Raw genomic sequence first — 22,947 nt, 5'->3', positions numbered from 1 at the left:
GCGCGCCCAGCCACGCACGATCCGCACCCGAAAGCGGAGCTCCCCGGGGCTCCGCCCCAGACCCCGTTCGCGCCTAAAGGGCGCTCGTCCTCAATCGCCGGACGGGCTGTAGGTGCCCCCGCACCGCGTAGTTAGGGGCGCGGGGAACTGCGCAAAAGGGACCACGGCCCGCAGACGAGGACGGGCAAGGGGTCCAGGTCACCCGGGGTTTCAGCGGGTGACCCAGCCCCGTTCGTACGCGTGCCACCCCAACTGAAGCCGCGTGGTCACACCGGTAAGCTCCATCAACCCCTTGACCCGCCGCTGCACCGTCCGCAACCCCACCTCCAACTGCTTCGCCGCACTCGCATCGGTCATCCCCGCCAGCAGCAGCGACAAGATCTCCAGGTCGGTGGCGTCCGGCCCCGGCGTCTCCTCGACGATGCCGCGGTCCCCACCCCCGAGCCGCAGCGGCAGCGCGTCCTTCCACACCGCCTCGAAGAGGCCCATCAGGGATTCGAGCAGACCGCTCGCGTGCACCACGAGCGCCGCCGGCTCGGCGTCCCGCCCGGTCAGCGGCACCATCGCGAGGCTGCGGTCCGCCACGACGAGCTTGGTCGGCACCCGCTCCACCGTGCGCACCTGCTCGTCGCGGCCCAGCGCCGCCGACAGCTCGACGATCCCGGCGGGCAGCGAAAGCACCTCGCGTTCGATCACCACCCGGTAGGCGACCCCCCGGATCGAGGCCCGCTCCTCGGACTCGTTGTCCATCCCGGTGACCGCGACCGGCTTGCCCGTCACGAGCGCGCACACCTCCTCGGCGGCGCCCAGCTGCAACTGGTGGAAGCGGTGCGAGACCGCGCTCGCCCCGGTCACCACCTCGACCAGGTCGTGGACGGCCGGCTCGGCGGCCTCGGCGCGGTACTCGGAGGCGAGCAGCGCCGCCGCCAGTTCGGCCTGGTCCAGCTCGTGGCGCTGCTGGGTGAGCAGCGCACCGAGCGCGACACCGGGCGGGGCCGCGACCCAGCGGCCGGTGCGGGCCGAGGACTGGGCGGCCAGACCGTGCCGCTCCAGGCGGCGCAGCGCGCGCTCGGTCTCGTTCTCGGGGAGCGCGAGCCGGTGCGCGAGGTCCGTCACCTCGGCCGCGCCCACCGCGACCAGGGCGCGGTACGCCGACTCCTGCGTCTCGTCGAGACCTATCGCTCCCAGCACCATGGACCGCCTCTCTCAGGGCTTGCCTCTGGCGGGAAACCGCCCCGGCGCAAACCCGCCTCCCAACATCATCCCCGTATCACCCGCCCCTCTGCCAAGGTCGAGCCACCGCAGCACCAACCGCCTCCGGGTACAGGGCATTTGCGCGTTTTGCGCGCGGTGTCTTTTGTGCCGGATCGACCTGGGGAGAGCGATGCGCCCGATATCGCGTACGGCTCTGGGGGTGGCGGCCGCCGCCGCCCTCGCCGTCACCGCGGTGGCGCCGTCCGTGGCAGCGCCACGACACGACGACACCGCGTCCACCGCCGAGCGACCGCTCGTGGGCGGCGCCACGAGCGGCACGGGACAACCGGCCACCGTCACCCTCGTCACCGGCGACAAGGTCGTGGTGAGCAGGGACCGCTCCGGCGCCCCCACCGGCGTCACCGCGCTGCCCCGCGAGGACGGCTCCGTACCGCTCGTCCAGACCAGGCGGTCGGGACAGGAGCTGTACGTCTACCCCGACGGCGCGGCCGGAGCGCTCGCCGCCGGATCGGTCGACGAGGAGCTGTTCAACGTCTCGGGGCTGATCCGCCAGGGCTACGACGACGCACACACCAAGACCCTCCCGCTCATCGCGGTGTACGACCACGCCGCGCCACGGTCGGCGCGGGCCGTGCCGCGCGGCGCGAAGGCGGGCCTGAACCTGCCCGCGGTCAACGGCACCGCCCTCACCGTGGACAAGGTCTCGGCCGCACACCTGTGGGCCGATGTCGCCAACTCCCGTACCAGAGCCGCCTCTTCGGGCATCAAGAAGCTGTGGCTCGACCGCAAGGTGACGGCCACCCTGGACCGGTCGGCGCGGCAGATCCGCGCCGACCTCGCCTGGGCCGCCGGATACGACGGCAAGGGCACCAAGGTCGCCGTCCTGGACACCGGTGTGGACGCCGAACACCCCGACCTCAAGGGCCGCGTCACCGACGCCAAGAACTTCACCGACTCGCCCGACACCGAGGACCGCCAGGGCCACGGCACCCACACCACCTCCACGGTCGGCGGCTCGGGCGCGGCGAGCGACGGAAAGAAGAAGGGCATCGCGCCCGGCACCGGCCTGATGGTCGGCAAGGTCCTCAACGACTCGGGCTCCGGCGACAGTTCATGGATCATCGCCGGGATGCAGTGGGCCGTCGACAACAAGGCCGACGTGGTGTCCATGTCGCTCGGCAGCCCGGTCCCCACCGACTGCACCGACCCGATGAGCATCGCGGCCCAGGAGCTGGCGACCAGCGCCCCGCACACCCTGTTCGTCGTCGCGGCCGGCAACTCCGGCCCGGGCCTGAACACGGTGTCCTCGCCGGGCTGCGCGCCGGGCGTCCTGACCGTCGGCGCCGTCGACCGCGACGACACCACCGCGGGCTTCTCCAGCCGCGGCCCGGCCCCCTTCACCCACACCCTGAAGCCGGAGATCACCGCCCCCGGCGTCGGCATCTCGGCCGCCAACGCGGGCGGCCGGGGCGTCTACGCGTACCAGACGATGTCCGGCACCTCGATGGCCACGCCGCACGTCGCGGGCGCCGCCGCCATCGTCAGGCAGCGCCACCCCGACTGGAGCGCCCAGCAGATCAAGGCCGCGCTCGTCTCGTCCGCCGACAGCGCCATCCCGGGGGACGTACGGGAGACCGGTGGCGGCCGGCTCGACGTCAAGGCCGCCATCGACACGACGGTGCTCGGCGCGCCCGCCGTGCAGGCCGGCACCTTCGACTGGCCACAGGACAAGAGCGACCGCACCACCGTCGACGTGCCCTACACCAACCTCACCGACAAGCCCCTGAGGCTCGACCTCAAGGTCGCGGGCGTCACCGGGAACGACGGATCGCCTGTCAACTCACGGGTGGCGAAGCTGAGTTCGGGCACGGTCACCGTCCCCGCCGGTGCCACGGCCAAGGTGCCGCTCGCCATCGACCCGACCGCCCGCCTCGCAGCCGGCCAGTACGGGGACGTCACCGGCCGGGTGCTCGCCACGGCCAACGGCGTGCAGGTCTCCACCCCGTTCGCGCTGTACGTCGAGCCGGAGACGCTCACTCTGCGCGTCAAGCTCGTCGACCGCCAGGGCGGGCCCGCCGCCGGAGCGTCCTCGCTCGACGTCATCGGCACCGACACCGCGACCGGCGAGCGCCGCTTCAACGACGGCGCCACCGACCAGGTCTACCGGCTGCGCCCCGGCGCCTACTTCGTGTCCTCCTTCGTCACCTCGCCCGACCCCGGCGACGCGACCGGCGCCGACGTCGGCTCGGTCAGCTATCTCGGCCGCCCGCAGCTCGACCTGAAGAAGGACACCACCCTCGTCCTGGACGCCCGCTCCGCGCACCGGCTCTCCCTACGCACCGAGCGGCCGAGCGAAGTCCGCACCACCACCCTCGACTTCGCCCGCTCCTGGGGCGGCCAGTGGCTGCACTCCGGTTCCCTCAGCGGATCCCGTCTGATCAAGGAGTACTTCGCGGACGTGCGGGGCGACGCCCGCACCGGCGACTTCGAATTCGGCAGCTACTGGCGGGCGTACGCCCCGCAGTTCGACAGGCTCGGCGTGGTCGGCGGGCCCGAACTGCACCCGCTCACCGCGAGCGTCGGCTCCGACAACCTCGACGGCACCGGCCGCGCCCCCCTGGTCGACGCGGGCCGGGGCACCCCCGAGGAGCTCAAGGCCGCCGGCGTCGCCGGAAAGGTCGCCTTCGTCGCGGTGCCGGACGGCGCGGGGTCGCTGTCGACGCTGGGCAAGGACGCCAAGGCCGCCGGCGCCACGGCGCTCCTCGTGCACCGCCCGTCGGCCGGTCGCTGGCTGCCGGCGTACGGCTTCACGGGCGGGCCGCTGCCCACCCTCTCCGTCGAGGCCGCCGAGGCCAAGGCGCTCACCGACCGCCTGTCGGGCGGCCCGGTCACGCTCACCTGGAAGGCCACCGCGAAGAGCGGCTACGTCTACAACCTGGGCTTCCAGGAGGACGGCGGCTTCGACTCCGACCGCGTCTACCGGGTACGCGACGGGCAGTTGGGCCGCAACGCCTCCACCTACCACTCGATGGGAGTGCCGGCCGACTTCGTCGACGGCGTCGCCGCCCACCGTCCCGACGGCCGAGCGATCGGGGTCTCCGGCATCGACCTGGTGGCCGTGCCTTCCACCCGCACCGAGTTCTACACGCCCGGTCCCACCACCTGGGACCACTTCGTCTCGTCCAGCTTCCCCTTCGGCGAGTTCATGCTCTCCCCGCCGACGGCGTACCGGGCGGGCAAGCAGACGAAGGAGAGCTGGTACGACGGGGTGGTCGGGCCCGACGCCGGACGCGACGGCACGGGCGAGCCCCTGCTCGCCGCCGAACGCCAGGGCGACCTGATCGGCTTCGCGCCCGGCATGTGGGGCGACACCGAACACAGCGCCCAGCCGGGCTCGTTCGGCGACATCGGCTCGCTGCTGCTGCGCCGCGACGGAAAGGACTACGACAGCAGCGGCTGGCCCTCGGGGGTGTTCACCGTCCCCGCCGACGACGCGGCGTACGAGCTCATCAGCGACAACCAGAAGATCGGCCCCTCCGGTGCGGTCTGGAAGCGCTCCACCGAGACCGTCACGAGCTGGAAGTTCCGCTCGCACCGGGAGGAGAAGGTGTACTCGCAGGGGATCCCGCTCCTCTTCCCGCACTACGACGTCCCGGACGACGCCCTCAAGACCGTCCCGGCGGCGGACGGCCAGAAGATCGGCCTCACCGTCACCGGGCACGCGGGCTACACCCCGGCCGGCCTGGTCTCGGCCGCGCTGTCGTACTCCTACGACGGCGGAGCCACCTGGACCAAGGCCAACTCCGTTCATCAGGGCGGTAGTTGGATGGCGACCGTGAACCACGCGGGCGCCTCGGCCAAGAACGTGACCCTGAGGGCCGAACTGACCGACGCCAACGGCAACTCGGTCACCCAGACCGTGGTGAACGCCTACGCGGTGCGCTAGACACCAAGCCGGTCCGCCGGGTGTCCCTCCCGTGGGGGGTGGGGACGCCCGGCGGACCTTTCGTCGGCCCTCGCCGGGCTTGTCCGTTGAGCACATTTTCCCGATGCCCCGTTTTCGTACGCCTGAGACGGTGGACAATTAAGGGCATGAGCCAGCAGGGGGAGAGGCCAGCCCGGGACGACGACTGGTGGAACCGGCTGTACGACGAGTCGGCGCCGGACGCCGGTCCCGACGGTTCGCGCGACAGCCTGGACGACCGCTTCAACTCGGTCTCGGACACGGTGCGGTGTCCGACGGCGACCGAAACCCCACCGCGGCCCGCACCCCCACCCCCGGCGCCCGGTGTGCCCCTGCCGTCCGGTGCGGCCCCGCCGAGCGACGCGGCCCCCTCGCCTGACACAGCCCCGCCGCCGACCGCGCCTCCGCCGGCCAACACGTCCCCGCCATCGGCTCCTGCGGCCCCGCCGCCGGGTGCCCCCCCGCCCAGCGACACGGCCGCCCCGCCGCCCGGAACGGCTTCGTGGTCCGGTGCCGCCCCGGCGAATGACGCGGCCTCCTCGCCTGGTGCGGCGCCGCCCCCCACCGCGCCGCCGCCGGACGCGGGCCCGGCATCGCCCGGTCCGGCTTCGTGGTCCGGTGCCGCCCCGGCGAATGACGCGGCCTCCTCGCCTGGTGTGGCGCCGCCCCCCACCGCGCCTCCGCCGCCGGACGCGCGCCCGGTATCGGCCGGTGCCGCCACGCCCGGTGCGGCCCCGCCGAACGACCGGGCCCTCTCGCCTGGTGCGGTGCCACCCCCCACTGCGCCTCCGCCGCCGGACGCGGCCCCGCCGCCGGACGCGGTCCCGGCATCGGCCAGTGCCACCCCGTCGCTCGGTGCCGCCCCGCCCCACGACACCGCCGCATCCCCGACCGTGCCCCCGCCGATCGGCGACCCCGACGCGGTCCCGTCCGCTCCCGAGCCGAGGTCCCGGGCGCCCTGGGAGGCGCCCGAGGGGGCGCACGCGCCGCGCGGGGCCGTCGCCTGGTGGGAAGCCGTGCCCGCCGCGCCGCCCCCGCCGGCCGAACCCGCGCCGCTGCCCGATCTGCCCCCGGGATGGGCCGAAGACGCCTCCCCGGACGCCCCGCACTCGCCCGGGGCGCGCCCGCCGGCCCCCGCGTCGCCCGGTGCCGGCGGCGAGGAACCGTTCGCCGGTGACGCCCCGCACTCGCCCAGGGCCCGGCCGCCGGCCCGTATCGGCGACGAGGAACCGTTCGCCGGCAACGCCCCGCGCACACCCACCCTCGACGCCTCCGGGCCGCCCTTGACCGCGCCCGACGAGCAGTTCGCGCAGCCCGCACGGTTCACCTCGCTGCCCCGGCCGCGTACCGGCCACGTGGGCGACGGGCCGCCCACCTATGACGCCGAGCCGACCGCGCTGCCCGCCGCCCGGCCCGAGGAGCTCGACGACCTCGTCGCCGACACCGTGCTCGACGGCGCCCGCTACGGCACATACGTCCTGCGGGCCGTGTCCGCGCGGGGTGACTCGGCCCGCTACCGGGGCGAGGCGCGCCGCGACGCCCTGCTCACCGCCCGCTTCGGCACCGGCGAGAACGCGCTGGTCCTGGTCGCCGTGGCCAGCGGCGTACGGACCAGCGAGCGGGCGCAGCTCGCCGCCGCCGACGCCTGTCACTGGATCGGCGGAGCCATCGGCCGCAGCCATGTCCGCCTCGCCGAGGACATCCGGGCCGGCCGGCGCGGTGACCTCAAGTCGGGCCTGCACCGGCTCACCGACCGCAGCTACGGAATGCTGCGGGCCCGCGCCGCCGAGCTCGGTGCCGGGCCCGAGGAGTACACCGCGCACCTGCGCTGTCTGCTGCTCTCCGCCGACCCGGCCTGCCGCACCCGGGTGTTCTTCGGCGTCGGCCACGGCGGCCTCTTCCGGCTGCGCGGGGGAGTCTGGCAGGACATAGAGCCCGCCGTGCCCGAGCCCGGCGAGGTCCTCGGCGAGCCGGTGGTCGGCTTCGGCTCCGCGCCGGCCGAGACCCCGGCGGGTGATCGTCTGACGATGGACCTGGGCACGGTCGAGCCCGCCCGCCCCTACATCGACCCGCCCGTCCCACCGGGCGAACCGTTCCGCTTCCGGGCCTCGGTGGCCCGTCCGGGCGACACCCTCCTGCTGTGCAGCGCGGGCCTCGCCGAACCCCTGCGCGGCGAGGCCGCCCTCGCCGAGGAACTGGCCGAACGCTGGGCCGCCGCCGAGCCGCCCGGGCTCGCCGCGTTCCTCGCCGACGTACAGCTCAGGGTGAAGGGGTACGCCGACGACCGTACGGCCGTCGCGGTCTGGGAGGCGTAAGCGCGGGGGCCATGGGTTGATGGACCCATGGCCAAGCAGAACGTCGCAGAGCAGTTCGTGGACATCCTCACCCGCGCGGGCGTCCAGCGGATGTACGGAGTCGTCGGCGACAGCCTCAACCCCGTCGTCGACGCCATCCGCCGCAACTCCGCCATCGAGTGGATCCAGGTCAGGCACGAGGAGGTCGCCGCCTTCGCGGCCGGCGCCGAGGCCCAGCTCACCGGGAAGCTGGCGGCGTGCGCCGGATCGTGCGGGCCCGGCAACCTCCACCTCATCAACGGCCTGTACGACGCGCACCGCTCGATGGCCCCCGTCCTCGCCCTCGCCTCGCAGATCCCGTCCTCGGAGATCGGCCTCGGCTACTTCCAGGAGACCCATCCCGAGCAGCTGTTCCGCGAGTGCTCCCACTACTGCGAGCTGATCTCCAGCCCGCAGCAGATGCCCCGGGTGCTCCAGACGGCGATCCAGCACGCGATCGGCCGGGGCGGCGTCGGCGTCCTCGCGCTGCCCGGCGACATCGCCTCCGCGCCGGCCCCGGACAAGGCGATCGACCACGCCCTGGTGACGTCCCGGCCGACGGTGCGGCCCGGGGACGCCGAGATCGCCCAGCTCGCCGCCCTCGTCGACGCGGCCAGACGCGTCACCCTGTTCTGCGGCAGCGGCACCGCCGGGGCGCACGCCGAGGTCATGGAGTTCGCCGGGCGCATCAAGTCGCCGGTCGGGCACGCGCTGCGCGGCAAGGAGTGGATCCAGTACGACAACGAGTACGACGTCGGCATGAGCGGTCTGCTCGGGTACGGCGCCGCCTATGAGGCGACCCATGCGTGCGATCTGCTGATCCTGCTCGGCACCGACTTCCCGTACAACGCGTTCCTGCCCGACGACGTCAAGATCGTCCAGGTGGATGTGCGCCCCGAACACCTGGGCCGGCGCTCGAAGTTGGACCTCGCGGTATGGGGCGATGTGAAGGAGACGCTGCGCTGTCTGATCCCGCGGGTGAAGGAGAAGACGGACCGCCGCTTCCTAGACAAGATGCTGAAGAAGCACGCCGACGCCCTGGAGGGCGTCGTCAAGGCATATACCCGCAAGGTGGACAAACACGTCCCGATCCACCCCGAGTACGTGGCATCCGTCCTGGACGAACTCGCCGACGACGACGCCGTGTTCACAATCGACACGGGGATGTGCAACGTGTGGGCGGCCCGCTACATCTCGCCCAACGGCAGGCGCCGCATCATGGGTTCGTTCAGCCACGGCTCCATGGCGAACGCACTGCCGCAGGCGATCGGCGCCCAGTTCGTCGACCGCCGGCGCCAGGTGATCTCGATGTCCGGCGACGGCGGCTTCTCCATGCTCATGGGTGACTTCCTCACCCTGGTCCAGTACGACCTGCCGGTGAAGATCGTGCTGTTCGACAACTCCTCGCTCGGCATGGTCGAGCTGGAGATGCTGGTGGCCGGACTGCCCTCGTACGGCACGACCAACCACAACCCCGACTTCGCCGCCATCGCCCGGGCGGCGGGCGCGTACGGGGTGCGCGTGGAGAAGCCCAAGCAGCTCGCGGGCGCCCTCAAGGACGCCTTCCGGCACAAGGGTCCGGCCCTGGTCGACATCGTCACCGACCCCAACGCGCTCTCCATCCCGCCGAAGATCAGCGCCGAGATGGTGTCGGGCTTCGCGCTCTCCGCGAGCAAGATCGTCCTGGACGGCGGGGTGGGCCGGATGCTCCAGATGGCCCGCTCCAACCTCCGCAACGTGCCGAGGCCGTAACCGTCCCGGCCACCCCCCGCCGGGCCGGGGGCGAAAGGGACGCGGTCCCTCCGCCGCGCCGCACACGACCACCCCGCTCTCCCCGCATTTCATCGCCTTCACTCGGCGCCGCAACAGCGACTACCCTCAACCGAGTTACGCCGATGACCAGGCGAGAAGGGCCGGGGGAGCCACACCATCATGAGCGGTAGCAGCGGGGACGGACGCGGCGAGAAGGACGACTACATCGACGGGGGCATCAAACCGCTCGCGGTCAGCGACCCCGCGCGCATCGGGCCCTATCTGCTCCTGGGGCGGCTCGGCGCCGGCGGCATGGGGCGGGTCTTCCTCGCGCGCTCGGACAGCGGGCGCACCGTCGCCGTGAAGGTGGTGCACGAGGAGCACGTGTCGGACGAGCAGTTCCGGGCGCGGTTCCGCCGCGAGATCGACGCGGCGCGCAAGGTCGGCGAGCGGTACACCGCGCCGGTGCTCGACGCGGGCCCCGGCGACGAGCCGCCGTGGGTGGCCACGGGATACGTTCCCGGCCTCTCGCTCGAACAGATCGTGCGGCGCTACGGACCCCTGCCCGCCACGTCCCTGTACGCCCTCACCGAAGGGCTGTTGAAGGCCCTCAAGGACATTCACGGCGCGGGCATCGTGCACCGCGACCTGAAGCCGTCCAACGTGATGCTCACCGTGGACGGCACCAAGGTCATCGACTTCGGGATCGCGCGGGCCCTGGAGACCTCCGTCGAGTCCCTGCTGACCAGTACGGGAATGGCCGTCGGCTCGCCCGGCTTCATGTCGCCGGAGCAGGTGCGCGGCCAGAGCGCCGGGGTCAAGAGCGATGTGTTCACGCTCGGCTGCGTGCTGACCTACGCGGCGACCGGACAGCTCCCGTTCGGGCACGGGGCCAGCAACCAGCACGCCGTGATGTTCCAGATCGTGGAGGGCGAACCGGATCTGACGGGCGTCGAGGACGCCCCGCTGCGCGCGCTCATCGCCCGGTGCCTGACCAAGGAGATCGACCAACGGCCGGGCGTCGAGGAGCTGTTGACGGATCCGGAGCGGCCCCGCCCGAGCACCGCGCGCGGCCCCTGGCTGCCCGCCCGGGTGGTGGCGCGCCTGGCCCAGCAGTCCGCGCGGCTGCTCGACGCCGAGGCGAAGCCGCTGCGGGAGGAGCCCGTGGACCGGGCCACCATCGGCCTGCGTCCACAGGGCGGCTCCCCCGAAGGCGTCGTGGGGGACGGCGCCCTCACGGTGCGCGAGCCCCGGGAGGAGCGGCCCCGCCGCCGCCGTCGGCTCGTCGTGCTGCCCGTCATCGCGGTGCTCACCGTAGGCGGCGGCACGATCGCCGTGCTCCAGCCGTTCGCGCGGGACGGCGGGAGCGAGGCGCACGCCCAGCCGCCGAGCAGCAGCGCGAGCGCGAGCCCCGGCGCCAGCGCCAGTACGGGCGCCAGTACCGGCCCCGGCGGCACGCCCTCCCCGAGCAACTCGCCGAGCCCGAGCGCCAGTTCACCCTCACCGTCGGCGAGCGACAAGGGCGCCGAGACGAAGGGCCCGGACGGCAAGGGCGGCGCCGGCGGCCCGAACGCCCCGGCGAACGGCGGCGGTTCGGCGGCGCAGGGCGGCGCGCCCGGAGGCTCACCCGGGGGCGGGGGCGCCGCCACCCGGGGCGCCGGTGGCGGCGGCTCGGGTTCCTCCGGCCCCTCCGGGTCGGGAGGAGGCTCCGGCGGATCGGGCTCGTCCGGTACCAGCGGCGCGCCCGCGGGCTCCCCGCCGCCCGCCATGAAGGGTTACAAGGTCGAGTACGCCAACGGCTGTGTGGGGGCGTGTTCCATGCCGCTCGTGGTGAGCTGGTCGGCGATCTCCGGAGCGACCCGCTACGACGTCCACTACACCAACAAGGGCAGCAACTTCACGAAGAAGAGCGTCGACACCATCTACTCCACCGGCGGCAGCAGCTACACGATCAACGGTCCCTTCTCCGGCGACGAGATCTGCGTCTCGGTGCGGGCCGCCAACAAGTACGGCGCCTCCGCCTGGGCGGAGACCTGGTGCGGCACCGTGCCCTACTGAGCGACCCCCAGCCGGTCGGTGTGCCACGCGCCCGGGCCGTCAACCCGCGACGGCCTCCTCCGGCACCTCACGTACCCGGCTCTACGTCTCGCGCGCTCCTCGGTCCACCCGGGTGATCGACCAAACCGGCGGGGCGGGTGCATCCGATGGGGCAGCGCGGGATTGCGCAGCCGGGCGGCATCGCCGTACGCAACGCTGTACGCGGGGAGCGCGGCGCCTTTGGGAGCGGAGCGGCAACCGTCTCGGGGGATCGGCCGATGCCCGGCGGCCGTCGTGTCCCGGGCCCGGGTCGGTCCGAAGGCGTGCCGCATCGCCGCAACGGCGGCCGGTCCTCCGAGTGGGGCGGCCCTCCGCCCGCGCGGCCCCGCTGCCACCGGGATATGCCGGTGGGGAGGGGGGAGGCCTCTCGGGCCGGGGCCCGCGCGGCAGGGCCTTGGCCCGTTCGCCCGAAAGCACAGGTCGGCTCCGGTGAAAGAGGGGTCGGGCGCGGTTGCGGCCCTGCGTCCCGACCGCGCGCCGGGCGGCCGCCCTTCGATCCCGAGCCGGGCCGCCGAGCGGAGCCGCCGCCACTCCCGGCCGGCCCCCGACGGCTCGTATGCCGCCGTCAACACCCTTACGCGGACGTCCAGTTGACCCAGCGCGCACACTGAGATGGACAGGGCCTCGGCGTCCGACGGGGTACGGGCGGGCGTACGGGCGGGCGTACGGGCGCGGCGCACGGAGTGCCGCACGGCCCCCGGAGCCGATCCCCAGGCGTGGCTCCGCCCTCCCGCGTCCACCCCTCCGGATCGGCCTCCGCGACGTCATCCCGTTCGGTCGTTGCGGAATCACCATGAGTGACCGGCGCCCGGTGGGGCATGCATCCCGTGTGCGTGTTCGAGGGAGGAAGGTCGTCGCAACGTGCAGGTGGGGGTTATGACAAGGCATCAGGCGGGGCGCGGTCCGGCGCGGAGCGGGCCCGTCCGGACACCTGATGCGCAGCAGGAGGGCCGGCCTCTGCTGCGCAGAGAAGTGGGGAGGGCGGACCTGGGCGCCGTCCGGGACATCCGCCGAGCGCTGCGGGAACTTCTGGGGCCCTCACCGCATTCGGGTGCGCTGGAGGTGGCCGAACTGCTCACCAGCGAGCTGGTGACCAATGCGCTCGTCCACACCGACGACGGCGCGGTCGTGACGGTGACGGCCCGCGGGCGCCGACTCCGCGTGGAGGTACGGGACTTCGTTCCCGCGCTGCCCACCCCGCACGCGCCGTCCGACGACGACGGTACGCACGGCAGGGGGCTGCTGCTCGTCCAGGCGCTGGCCGACGCCTGGGGCGTGCACGAGCACGCCATGGGGAAGGTCGTCTGGTTCGAACTCGGCGACGGACCGGCGCCGCGCTACTAGCGCGGACACCGCCGTCACCTACCCGAACTGCTGCTCAAGGTCCTTCAGCTTGCGCTCCAGGGAGTCGAGCCGGGGCAGCGCCTGGGTGTCGTCCTCGGCGGTGAGGTCCACGGTCCTGGCGGTCGGCGCCTCGGCGGTCCCGACGGCCTGGAGGGAGGGCCGGTTGCGCAGGGGCAGTTGTCCGGGCTCCGCTATGGCCGGCTCCGCGACGGCCTTGGGCTGCGCGGAGCCCGACCCCGGACCGATCCCCGCGACGTCGACCTGACGGCCGCCGCCCCTGCTGCGTCCCCAGGCCCGGTTCTGCCGGCTGAGCGCCTTGAAGTGCGCCCGGTCCAGCTTCTCCTGGTCGCGCCTGCGGAGCTTGTTCTCCTCCTTGGTGCGCTTGTCCTCCCTCACTTCGTCGACCGCCTCGTCCAGGGTGCGTACGCCTTCCAGGAGCATCAGCGACCAGGCGCCGAAGGTCTCCCGGGGGGCCCGCAGCCAGCGGACGATACGAATCTGCGGCAACGGCCTTGGTACCAGCCCCTGTTCACGCAGGGCCGCCCGGCGGGTCTGCTTCAGCGCGCGGTCGAACAGCACCGCCGCCGAGAGCGACATCCCGGCGAAGAACTGCGGGGCGCCCGCGTGGTCCATCCCGCGCGGCGCGTGCACCCAGTTGAACCAGGCCGCCGCGCCCGCGAACGTCCACACGAGCAGCCGCGAGCCGAGCGCCGCGTCACCGTGGCTGGCCTCGCGCACCGCGAGCACGGAGCAGAACATCGCCGCGCCGTCGAGGCCGAACGGGACCAGGTACTCCCAGCCGTCCGTCAGATTGAGGTTCTGCCGGCCGAAGCCGACCAGACCGTGGAAGGAGAGGGCGGCGGCCACCGCCGCGCAGCAGAACAGGAGCACATAGGAAGCGGTGCCGTACACCGCCTCCTTCCTTCTGCGGCGCTCCTCGCTGCGTTCCCACGAGTCGTCGCCGGTGGCGTTGTCACCGGCGCGCTTGCCGCGAGCGAGCACTACCAGAGCCACGACGACCCCCACGATCATCACGCCGCCCGGAAGCAGCCAGTCCAGCGATATGTCGGTCAGTCGCATGCGGTGTCCCTTGCATCGCGTAGGGCGTATCGGCCGCCATACTGCTCCAGCCGGACGGGGCGGCAGGAGGGTTTCGGGGCAAGAGGACGCCAACGGAGTGCGAGGGCAGTCGGATAGGGGCGATTGGCTCGAACTGCCGTGCCCGGCGCGCGAGTTGCGTTCGACTGGCGCTCACCCGGACGGGTGGCATGGAGTCAGGATGCGGTGCTGAGCAGCCGTACGCGGTCGGCGTCGCAGGTGCGCGGACAGGTGACGCAGGTGTCCTCGGGCCGCACGGTGTAGAAGAAGCAGCAGCTCGCCCGGTCGCGGGTGGCCAGGCGCCGCCCGTCGGGCGCGGTCAACTCGCGGAAGCCGGGGGTGCCCACATACGGCTTCGCGGTGCCGGGAAACAGCGCGTCGAGCTCGGCCATCGCGCGCGGCTCCTCGCCGAGCAGCGAGCCGATGTACCAGAGCCCCTCGACGATCTCGTCCGTCGCCATGCCCCACAGGGCCCGTCGGCCGCGCCGCATCCGCGGTCCGAACCCGTCGAGCACCGGCCCGAGGTGCTCGGCCACCGATGCCCGCACCTCGGCCCGCAGCGCCTCCTCGTCCGCCACGACGCGGGCGCCGGGGAGCGCCGCCGCCGGGTCGTCGGGCAGACAGGCGAACTCGCGCACCCGCACGGCGACCCGGCCGAGCGTCCGCTGGAACGCCACGTCGGCGACCGGCACCCGCGGCACCCGGCGGTGCAGGAACCAGGGGATGGTCACCAGGAGGCAGACCGGCCAGGCGTAGCGGTGGAAGCCGAACGAGGCGATGACATCGGGACGGGCCTGGTGGCCGTAGTCCCGGACCACTTGGGCGTTGTCCCAGGCCAGAAAGGCGTCGAGGGCGCCACCGCCGGCCGCGAGCTCGGCCGCGCCCACCCAGCCGGCGCCGTCGGGCGTGGGCTCGGCGGCGGTCAGCTCTTTGATTCCCAGACCGGGGAACACCTCGGCGAGCCGGGCGTAGGAGTCCGCGAGGGGGCTCGGCGCGGGGCTGGGCAGCAAGGCGGACACGGTCATGCGGAACCACCCGATCACGATCGTTGGCAGGTAAGGCTTACCTTAGCCGATGCGGGCGATGTTTGAACTCGCGCTTTGTCCGCCTATGGTCTGTGGGGGCATGCGGAGCCGTAGGAGGCCGGGGTGGAGCAGGGCAGAGCGCACGAGGCGGTGGTGCCTCCATACGGGTCACCCAGGGTCCCCGGTCAGGCCAGGGGCGGCGAGCGTCCCGGCGACGCCCGCGGCGAGCACGTCCACGCCGAACCCCCGGCCCCCCGCTCCGTCCATCGCCACTCCGTACGCGGCCAAATCCTGGCGGCCCTGCGCACCGCGCTGGTCGACGGGGAACTGGTGCCCGGGGAGGTGTACTCGGCCCCGGCGCTCGGCGAGCGGTTCGGGGTCTCGGCGACGCCGGTCCGCGAGGCGATGCAACAGCTCAGCATCGAGGGCGCGGTCGAGGTCGTGCCGAACCGGGGCTTTCGGGTCACCGAGCGCAGCGCCCGCGAACTGGCGGAGCTCGCCGAGGTGCGGGCCATGATCGAGGTCCCGGTGATGCTCCGCCTGGCCCGCACCGTCCCGGCCTGCCGCTGGGCCGAGCTGCGGCCACTGGCGCTCGCCACCACCGAGGCCGCCGCCACCGGCGACCGCGCGGGGTACGCCGAGTGCGACCGCGCCTTCCACCGGGCGGTCCTCGCGCTCGCCGGCAACCAGCAGCTCGTCCAGGTCGCCGACGACCTGCACCGGCGCGCGCAGTGGCCGCTGACCGCGGCGCCGGTCGCCCGCCGCGGCGACCTGGTCGCCGACGCCGCCGAACACCTGGCCCTCCTGGACGCCCTGTGCGCCCAGAACCTGCCGGTCGTCCAGTCGCTGGTGCGGGAACACTTCACGGGCTCCGCGCTCTGACGCACGGCAGCCCCGCACCGCCGGCGCGGGACCACCTCGGGTTTCCTCAACTCCCTTGTCGGGGAAGCCTGTTCATCCAACTGACTGGTCGTCAGCTCCGTGTCGTCGGCCTCATGGGGCGGGACGCGGCGGCGGTACGGTGTCCAGATGGGCGGCGAGCCAGGTGGGAACGCCGAGCAGCCGCACCAGCCGTGCCGCCTCCGTACGCAGCCGCGTCGAGACCGGCTCCTCCTCGGTGTCGGCGAGCGCGGCGAGCGCGGGGGCCGTACCGATGAGGTAACCGAGCTCCTCGCGGATCCGCAGGGACTCGGCGAACCCCTGCCGTGCCTGCGCCAACTCGCCCTCGCGCAGGTCGAGTCCGGCCAGATGGCGCCAGGTGAACGAGAGCAGCAGGGTGTCGCCGTGGGCGGCGGCGCCCTCGTGCGCGCGCAGATAGGCGGCGCGTGCGGCCTGCGGCGCGTCGGCCACGTTCTCGGCGAGCAGCCCGCGCCGGAAGTCGAGCAGCGCCCGGCCGCGCCCCGCGAGCGCGGTCAGGGCGGCGGCCCGGCCGAACGCGGAACGCGCCTCGTCCGCCCGGTCCCGTACCCCGAACAGGGTGGAGGCGTAGGCGAGATAGCCGCGCTCGCAGGCGGCCGCGCCGCGCTCCTCGTCGCTGCGGGCGACGGCCTCGGCGCCGCGCAGTGCCTCCTCGGCCTCGGCCCAGCCCGACTCGGTGTACACACAGCGCTCGGTCAGCAGGGCGGAGCGCTGGAGCGCGCCGGCCGCCGTCGCCGCGTGTGGTTCGAGCAGGGCCGCGGCGTCCGTCCAACAGCCCCGCGAGCGCAACCGCCATACCGCGGTCTGGAGCGGATCCCCGTCATCCTCAGTCGTTCCGGAACCAGACATGGCGGTGTGCGCCACGTTGCCCTCCCCGAGCGCGCCATTGAGCTGCTGAGTCGATCCGCATCTCAACACGGAATGGCACGCCGGGCCAAGGGGGGCGCGTGAATGAGTTCACAATCGTCCGACCGTGGCCGGGATCGACCGTCAGCTCATCCGAAGCGCCAGGAAGAAGTCCAGCTTGTCCTCGAGGCGGGAGAGGTCACGGGCCGTCAACTGCTCGATCCTGCCCACCCGGTAGCGCAACGTGTTGACGTGCAGGTGCAGTCGGGTCGCGCACCGCGTCCAGGAACCGTCGCAGTCGAGGAACGCCTCCAGCGTCGGAATGAGCTCGGCCCGGTGGCGCCGGTCGTAGTCGCGCAGCGGGTCCAGGAGGCGGGCCGTGAAGGCGCGCCGTACGTCGTCCGGCACGAACGGGAGCAGCAGTACGTGCGAGGCCAGTTCGTGGTGACCGGCCGCGCAGACCCGGCCCGGACGGGCGGCGGCGACCCGACGGGCGTGCCGGGCCTCCTCAAGGGCGCCGCGCAGTCCCTCGGCGGAGTGCACCGCGGCGCTGACACCCAGTGTCAGACGGCCGTCGTCGGCGAGGCCGGGCGAGAGCGGCGCGCGCACCGTGGCGAGGAGCGCGTCGGCGTGCAGTCCGCCCTCGACGCCCTCGGGCGTGACGGCGGGCAGCGGGACGAGCGCGATGGCCTCGTCGCCCGCGTGGGCCACCGCGATGCGGTCGGAGGACTCCGGTCCGACGACCGCCGGGTCGACCAGGATCTCCTCCAGGAGCGACTGGGCGACCGGGCCGCCCGCGATCTCCGCGCCCGAGTCGCGCTCCCAGTCCACCCGGGCCACCACCACCTGCCAGTGCGGGGCCGAGCCGAGGCCGGGCAGCAGCACGGGCGCGGCGACCCGCAGCCGGGCCGCGATCTCGGCGGGCGCGGCACCGGTCTGCACCAGTTCCAGGACCTCCTGGGCGAGCCGGCGGCGCACCGAGCGGGCCGCGTCGCGCCGGTCGCGCTCGACCGCGATGAGCTGGGTGACGCCCTGGAGCAGGTCGAGCCGGGCGGCCGGCCAGTCGCTCGCGTCGGCCTCGACGGCGAGCAGCCAGTCCGAAAGCACCGTCTCGCGCACGTCGCGGGCGGCGGGGGCCGCGCCCCGGCCGTTGTTGCGGATGGGGAAGAGCGAGTAGGTCACGCCGTCCGCGGTGGTGCGGTGCGGGCCCCGGCGACCCGTGCGGGTCGCACCCAGGTGCTCGGCGGCGAGCGCGGCGCCGACCGCGGGGGTCAGGGCGTCGCCGGCGCCGGCGATCTGGCGGCCGGTGGGGGAGAGCACCCAGGCCCGCAGGTCGAGGTCGGAGCCGAGCAGGTCGAGGACCACCTCGGGGCCGCCGCCCGCCGGGCCGGAGGTCATCAGCCTGCGGTGGCGGTCCACCACCGCCGCGAGGTCGCCCGCCCGCTCGCCCGACACCTGCCGTACGACGTGCTCGGTGATGGTGGCGAACGCGACCGACTCGTTCACCGCGAACAGCGGAAGGCGGTGGCGAGAACAAGCCACGACGAGATCGTCGGGGATCGCGCCGAGCTCCGCCTCGCCCGCCGCCAGGCCCGCCACGCCCGCGCTCGCCAGGATCCGTACGAATGGCTCGGAATCTTCGGCGTCCCGGCGCCAGGCGAGACCCGTCAGGACGAGCTCGCCGCCCGTCAGGTAGCGGCTGGGATCGCGCAGGTCCGTGGTCATCACGCCCCGCACCGTGCGGTCCAGCTCGTCCTCGCCGCCGAGCAGCCGCAGCCCCAGCGCGTCGGTTTCCAAAAGTGCGCGCAGCCGCATCGCGTGTCGCCGCCGATCTGTCTTGATGTTGCCGTTGGAAAGCGGTGAGGTAACGGAACACCGCCTTTCATACGAATCTACAAGACGTGAGCGAACACCAGCCAACTCCTTCATGGTTTCAGTGACTGCACCCGAGGGATCGGGGACTTGTGTACTGATTCCACACCGCGTTAACAGCACATGAACGACTGAGATGTCGAGGGCCTGCCGTCCCCGGGACCCGTGCGAACGACCCCGAATTTGAGAATCGGAAGAGAGCCACTCATGGACTTCCTTCGCCCCGCCAGCTGGGAGGAGGCGCTCGCCGCCAAGGCCGAGCACCCCACGGCTGTGCCCATTGCGGGTGGCACCGATGTGATGGTCGAGATCAACTTCGACCACCGGCGGCCCGAGTACCTCCTGGACCTGAACCGCATCGGTGAGCTGGCCCAGTGGGAGGTCGGGGAGGAGAGCGTCCGGCTTGGCCCCTCCGTCCCGTACACCCAGATCATGGAGAACCTGCGGACGGAGCTGCCGGGCCTCGCGCTCGCCTCGCACACCGTGGCCTCCCCGCAGATCCGCAACCGCGGCGGCGTCGGCGGCAACCTCGGCTGCGCCTCGCCGGCCGGCGACTCCCACCCGGCGCTGCTGTCCTCCGGCGCCGACGTCGAGGTCGAGTCCCAGGCGCGCGGCGTCCGGCTCATCCCCATCGACGAGTTCTACAAGGGCGTCAAGCGCAACGCCCTGGAGGCGGACGAGCTGATCAAGGCCGTCCACATCCCCAAGGCGGACGGCCCCCAGCAGTTCTCCAAGGTCGGCACCCGCAACGCCATGGTCATCGCGGTCTGCGCGTTCGGCCTGGCCCTGCACCCCGAGACCCGCACGGTCCGTACCGGCATCGGCTCGGCGGCCCCCACCCCCATTCGGGCCAAGGCGGCCGAGGAATTCCTGAACGCGGCGCTCGAAGAGGGCGGGTTCTGGGACAACGGCAAGATCATCACTCCGTCGATCGCCAAGCAGTTCGCCACGCTCGCCTCGGGCGCGTGCAACCCGATCGACGACGTCCGCGGCACCGCGAACTACCGCCGTCACGCCGTCGGCGTCATGGCCCGTCGCACGCTGATGTGGACCTGGGAGACGTACCGCGGCAGCAACGGCCGCACCCTTGAAGGAGCTGCATAACCATGCGCGTCAATTTCACGGTCAATGGCCGCAAGCAGGAGGCCGACGACGTCTGGGAGGGCGAGAGCCTCCTGTACGTCCTGCGCGAGCGCATGGGGCTCCCGGGTTCGAAGAACGCCTGCGAGCAGGGCGAGTGCGGTTCCTGCACGGTCCGCCTCGACGGTGTTCCGGTGTGTTCGTGTCTGGTCGCGGCCGGTCAGGTCGAGGGCCGCGAGGTCGTCACCGTGGAGGGCCTGGCCGACTACGCCGCCCACCGCGCCGACTCCCACCCCGGCGGCGGCTGCGCCTCCGGCTCCTGCGGCACCTCCATCGACGCCGCCAAGCGCTGGACGGCGCACGGGTCCGAGAGCCCGCGGGCCCAGGACGGGCAGACTGGAGAGGCGGGCGGTCTCTCCCCGATCCAGCAGGCCTTCATCGACGCCGGCGCCGTGCAGTGCGGTTTCTGCACCCCCGGTCTCCTGGTCGCCGCCGACGAGCTCCTGGAGCGCAACTCCGAGCCGTCCGACGCGGACATCCGCGAGGCGCTCTCCGGCAACCTGTGCCGCTGCACCGGTTACGAGAAGATCCTCGACGCGGTCCGCCTCGCGGCCGCCCGTCAGGAAGAGGCGGTCTGATCATGGCGCAGAAGACCCGCACCACTCCGGCCGGTACGCCGACCAACGTCACCCAGAACCACACCAAGGGCGGCATCGGGGAGTCCACCCTCCGCCCGGACGGCACCCTCAAGGTGACCGGTGAGTTCGCGTACTCCTCGGACATGTGGCACGAGGACATGCTGTGGGGCCAGACGCTGCGCTCCACCGTGGCCCACGCCCTCATCGAGAACATCGACATCTCCGAGGCCGTCGCGATGCCCGGCGTCTACGCCGTGCTCACCTACGACGACCTGCCGGCCAAGATGAAGAACTACGGCCTCGAAATCCAGGACACCCCCGTCCTGGCCAACGGCCGGGTCCGCCACCACGGCGAGCCGGTGGCCCTGGTGGCCGCCGACCACCCGGAGACCGCCCGCCGCGCCGCGGCCAAGATCAAGATCGACTACAAGGAGCTGCCGCTCGTCACGGACGAGGCCTCGGCCACCGCCCCGGACGCGCCGCTGATCCACGAGGGCCGCGACGACCACCACGCCGGTCACGTCCCGCACCCCAACATCGTGCACCGCCAGCCGATCATCCGCGGCAACGTGGAGGAGGCCCGCAAGCGGGCCGACGTGATCGTCGAGGGCGAGTACACCTTCGGCATGCAGGACCAGGCCTTCCTCGGCCCGGAGTCCGGCCTCGCGGTGCCCGCCGAGGACGGTGGCGTCGACCTGTACGTCGCCACCCAGTGGCTGCACTCCGACCTCCAGCAGATCGCCCCGGTCCTCGGCCTGCCGCCGGAGAAGGTCCGCATGACGCTCTCCGGCGTCGGCGGCGCCTTCGGTGGCCGCGAGGACATCTCGATGCAGATCCACGCCTGCCTCCTGGCGCTGCGCACGGGCAAGCCGGTCAAGATCGTCTACAACCGGTTCGAGTCCTTCTTCGGCCATGTGCACCGCCACCCGGCGAAGCTGCACTACGAGCACGGGGCCACCAAGGACGGCAAGATCACGCACATGAAGTGCAGGATCGTCCTGGACGGCGGCGCCTACGCCTCGGCCTCCCCGGCCGTCGTCGGCAACGCCTCCTCGCTCTCCGTCGGCCCGTACGTCATCGACGACGTCGACATCGAGGCGATCGCGCTCTACACCAACAACCCGCCCTGCGGCGCGATGCGCGGCTTCGGCGCGGTCCAGGCCTGCTTCGCCTACGAGGCCCAGATGGACAAGCTCGCGGCGAAGCTGGGCATGGACCCGGTCGAGTTCCGCCAGCTCAACGCCATGGAGCAGGGCACGATCATGCCGACGGGCCAGGTCGTGGACTCGCCGGCCCCGGTCGCCGAGCTGCTGCGCCGCGTCAAGGCCCGCCCGATGCCCCCCGAGCAGCAGTGGCTCGCGGCAGGCGAGGCGGCGGACGTCCGCGCGCTGCCGGGCGGCCTGTCCAACACCACGCATGGCGAAGGTGTCGTACGGGGTGTCGGCTACGCGGTCGGCATCAAGAATGTCGGCTTCTCCGAGGGCTTCGACGACTACTCGACCGCCCGGGTGCGTCTTGAGGTCATCAACGGCGAGGCCGTCGCGATGGTCCACACCGCCATGGCGGAGGTCGGCCAGGGCGGCGTCACCGTGCACGCCCAGATCGCCCGGACCGAGCTGGGTGTCACGCAGGTGACCATCCACCCGGCCGACACCCAGGTCGGCTCCGCCGGATCCACCTCCGCCTCCCGGCAGACGTACATGACCGGCGGCGCGGTGAAGAACACCTGCGAGGCCGTCCGCGCCAAGGCGCTGGAGATCGGCCGCCGCAAGTTCGGCTCCTACCACCCCGCCTGGGCCACCGCCGAGCTGCTGCTCGAAGGCGGCAAGGTCGTCACCGACGGCGGCGAGGTCCTCGCCGACCTGGCGGACGTCCTGGAGGGCGAGGAGATCGACGTCGAGCTGGAGTTCCGGCACCGCCCGACCCAGGCCTTCGACCTCGTCACCGGCCAGGGCAACGGCCACGTCCAGTACACGTTCGCCGCGCACCGCGCGGTGGTCGAGGTGGACACCGAGCTCGGCCTCGTCAAGGTCGTCGAGCTGGCCACCGCCCAGGACGTGGGCAAGGCCCTCAACATGCTCTCCGTCGTCGGCCAGATCCAGGGTGGCACCACCCAGGGCCTGGGTGTCGCGGTGATGGAGGAGATCATCGTGGACCCGAAGACCGCGAAGGTGCGCAACCCCTCCTTCACGGACTATCTGATCCCGACGATCCTGGACACCCCGACCATCCCGGTCGACGTCCTGGAGCTCGCCGACCCGAACGCGCCGTACGGCCTGCGCGGTCTCGGCGAGGCCCCGACGCTGTCGTCCACCCCGGCCGTCCTCGCGGCGATCCGGAACGCGACGGGTCTGGAGCTCACCAAGACCCCGGTCCGCCCCGAGCACCTCACCGGCACCGGCGTCTGATCCCACCTCGGGATCCCTGATCCCTCCGGGCGGTGCGGGCCTCACTGGAACGTCACACTTCCGAAGCCCGCGCCGCCCGGAGCACACCAGTACCGCACCGCTCGCGGTCCTCGCAGTACCCAGCAACACCAGCAACACCCGCAGCGCCCAGCAACACCCGCAGCACCCGCAGTACCAGCACCACCCGCGTGACCCCGTCACACCAGCACCACCCGTAGTCATCTGCACTGCGGTACCGCGACCGGTACCCCGGCAGGAGCAGACACCGTTCGTCTCGGGCCGTCCCCCGGGTCGTGCAGCCCACGCACCATCCCAAATCCCGCAGCTTGTCTGACCTGAGGATTCAAGTCTTATGCG

At 72.9% G+C, this 22,947-nt stretch carries 14 protein-coding genes; 9 read left to right on the top strand and 5 right to left on the bottom strand.

Annotation, left to right across the window (positions count from 1 at the left end):
* Positions 1–210 precede the first annotated feature (210 nt).
* Positions 211–1,191: a helix-turn-helix domain-containing protein gene (locus DWB77_RS08775; protein WP_120727545.1), complete on the bottom strand. Its 981-nt coding sequence runs from the start codon at positions 1,189–1,191 to the stop codon at positions 211–213.
* 193 nt (positions 1,192–1,384) lie between these two features.
* Between DWB77_RS08775 and DWB77_RS08770 the strand changes: the two genes are divergently transcribed.
* The 5 genes from DWB77_RS08770 (at position 1,385) to DWB77_RS08750 (ending at position 12,705) form a co-directional block, all read left to right on the top strand.
* Complete coding sequence (locus DWB77_RS08770; protein WP_120720712.1) at positions 1,385–5,161, top strand: S8 family peptidase; 3,777 nt, start codon at positions 1,385–1,387, stop codon at positions 5,159–5,161.
* Positions 5,162–5,307: 146 nt separating this feature from the next.
* Complete coding sequence (locus DWB77_RS08765) at positions 5,308–7,494, top strand: protein phosphatase 2C domain-containing protein (protein ID WP_120720711.1); 2,187 nt, start codon at positions 5,308–5,310, stop codon at positions 7,492–7,494.
* Positions 7,495–7,521: 27 nt separating this feature from the next.
* Positions 7,522–9,264, top strand: coding sequence for a pyruvate dehydrogenase (locus tag DWB77_RS08760; RefSeq protein WP_120720710.1), 1,743 nt, complete (start codon positions 7,522–7,524; stop codon positions 9,262–9,264).
* 180 nt (positions 9,265–9,444) lie between these two features.
* Complete coding sequence (locus DWB77_RS08755; protein ID WP_120720709.1) at positions 9,445–11,322, top strand: serine/threonine-protein kinase; 1,878 nt, start codon at positions 9,445–9,447, stop codon at positions 11,320–11,322.
* Between the two features lie 915 nt (positions 11,323–12,237).
* Complete coding sequence (locus tag DWB77_RS08750) at positions 12,238–12,705, top strand: ATP-binding protein (protein WP_120720708.1); 468 nt, start codon at positions 12,238–12,240, stop codon at positions 12,703–12,705.
* Between the two features lie 18 nt (positions 12,706–12,723).
* Here DWB77_RS08750 and DWB77_RS08745 read toward each other — a convergent pair whose 3' ends face one another.
* Both DWB77_RS08745 and DWB77_RS08740 read right to left on the bottom strand, forming a co-directional pair.
* Positions 12,724–13,785, bottom strand: coding sequence for a DUF2637 domain-containing protein (locus DWB77_RS08745; RefSeq protein WP_120720707.1), 1,062 nt, complete (start codon positions 13,783–13,785; stop codon positions 12,724–12,726).
* Between the two features lie 194 nt (positions 13,786–13,979).
* Positions 13,980–14,828, bottom strand: coding sequence for a (2Fe-2S)-binding protein (locus tag DWB77_RS08740; RefSeq protein ID WP_120727543.1), 849 nt, complete (start codon positions 14,826–14,828; stop codon positions 13,980–13,982).
* A 123-nt stretch (positions 14,829–14,951) separates the two neighbouring features.
* Between DWB77_RS08740 and DWB77_RS08735 the strand changes: the two genes are divergently transcribed.
* Complete coding sequence (locus DWB77_RS08735; protein WP_120720706.1) at positions 14,952–15,710, top strand: GntR family transcriptional regulator; 759 nt, start codon at positions 14,952–14,954, stop codon at positions 15,708–15,710.
* 111 nt (positions 15,711–15,821) lie between these two features.
* On the opposite strand, the gene DWB77_RS08730 is transcribed toward DWB77_RS08735, so the two are convergent.
* Both DWB77_RS08730 and DWB77_RS08725 read right to left on the bottom strand, forming a co-directional pair.
* Positions 15,822–16,595 carry a hypothetical protein gene (locus DWB77_RS08730; protein WP_120727541.1) on the bottom strand — a complete coding sequence of 258 codons (774 nt, stop codon included), beginning with the start codon at positions 16,593–16,595 and terminating at the stop codon, positions 15,822–15,824.
* A gap of 141 nt (positions 16,596–16,736) precedes the next feature.
* Positions 16,737–18,407 carry a PucR family transcriptional regulator gene (locus tag DWB77_RS08725; protein ID WP_120720705.1) on the bottom strand — a complete coding sequence of 557 codons (1,671 nt, stop codon included), beginning with the start codon at positions 18,405–18,407 and terminating at the stop codon, positions 16,737–16,739.
* A gap of 264 nt (positions 18,408–18,671) precedes the next feature.
* On the opposite strand from DWB77_RS08725, the gene DWB77_RS08720 reads away from it, so the two are divergent.
* Genes DWB77_RS08720 through DWB77_RS08710 form a run of 3 tightly spaced genes read left to right on the top strand, consistent with a single transcriptional unit; the run spans position 18,672 to position 22,590 of the window.
* Positions 18,672–19,568 (top strand): FAD binding domain-containing protein, encoded by an 897-nt coding sequence (locus tag DWB77_RS08720; RefSeq protein WP_120720704.1) that lies wholly within the window; start codon positions 18,672–18,674, stop codon positions 19,566–19,568.
* A 2-nt stretch (positions 19,569–19,570) separates the two neighbouring features.
* Complete coding sequence (locus tag DWB77_RS08715) at positions 19,571–20,182, top strand: (2Fe-2S)-binding protein (RefSeq protein WP_120720703.1); 612 nt, start codon at positions 19,571–19,573, stop codon at positions 20,180–20,182.
* Between the two features lie 2 nt (positions 20,183–20,184).
* Complete coding sequence (locus DWB77_RS08710) at positions 20,185–22,590, top strand: xanthine dehydrogenase family protein molybdopterin-binding subunit (protein WP_120720702.1); 2,406 nt, start codon at positions 20,185–20,187, stop codon at positions 22,588–22,590.
* The last annotated feature ends 357 nt before the right edge of the window (positions 22,591–22,947 follow it).

The sequence above is a fragment of the Streptomyces hundungensis genome (assembly GCF_003627815.1).
Classification (GTDB): Bacteria; Actinomycetota; Actinomycetes; order Streptomycetales; family Streptomycetaceae; genus Streptomyces; species Streptomyces hundungensis_A.
This window is presented reverse-complemented; position numbering and strand designations above follow the sequence as displayed.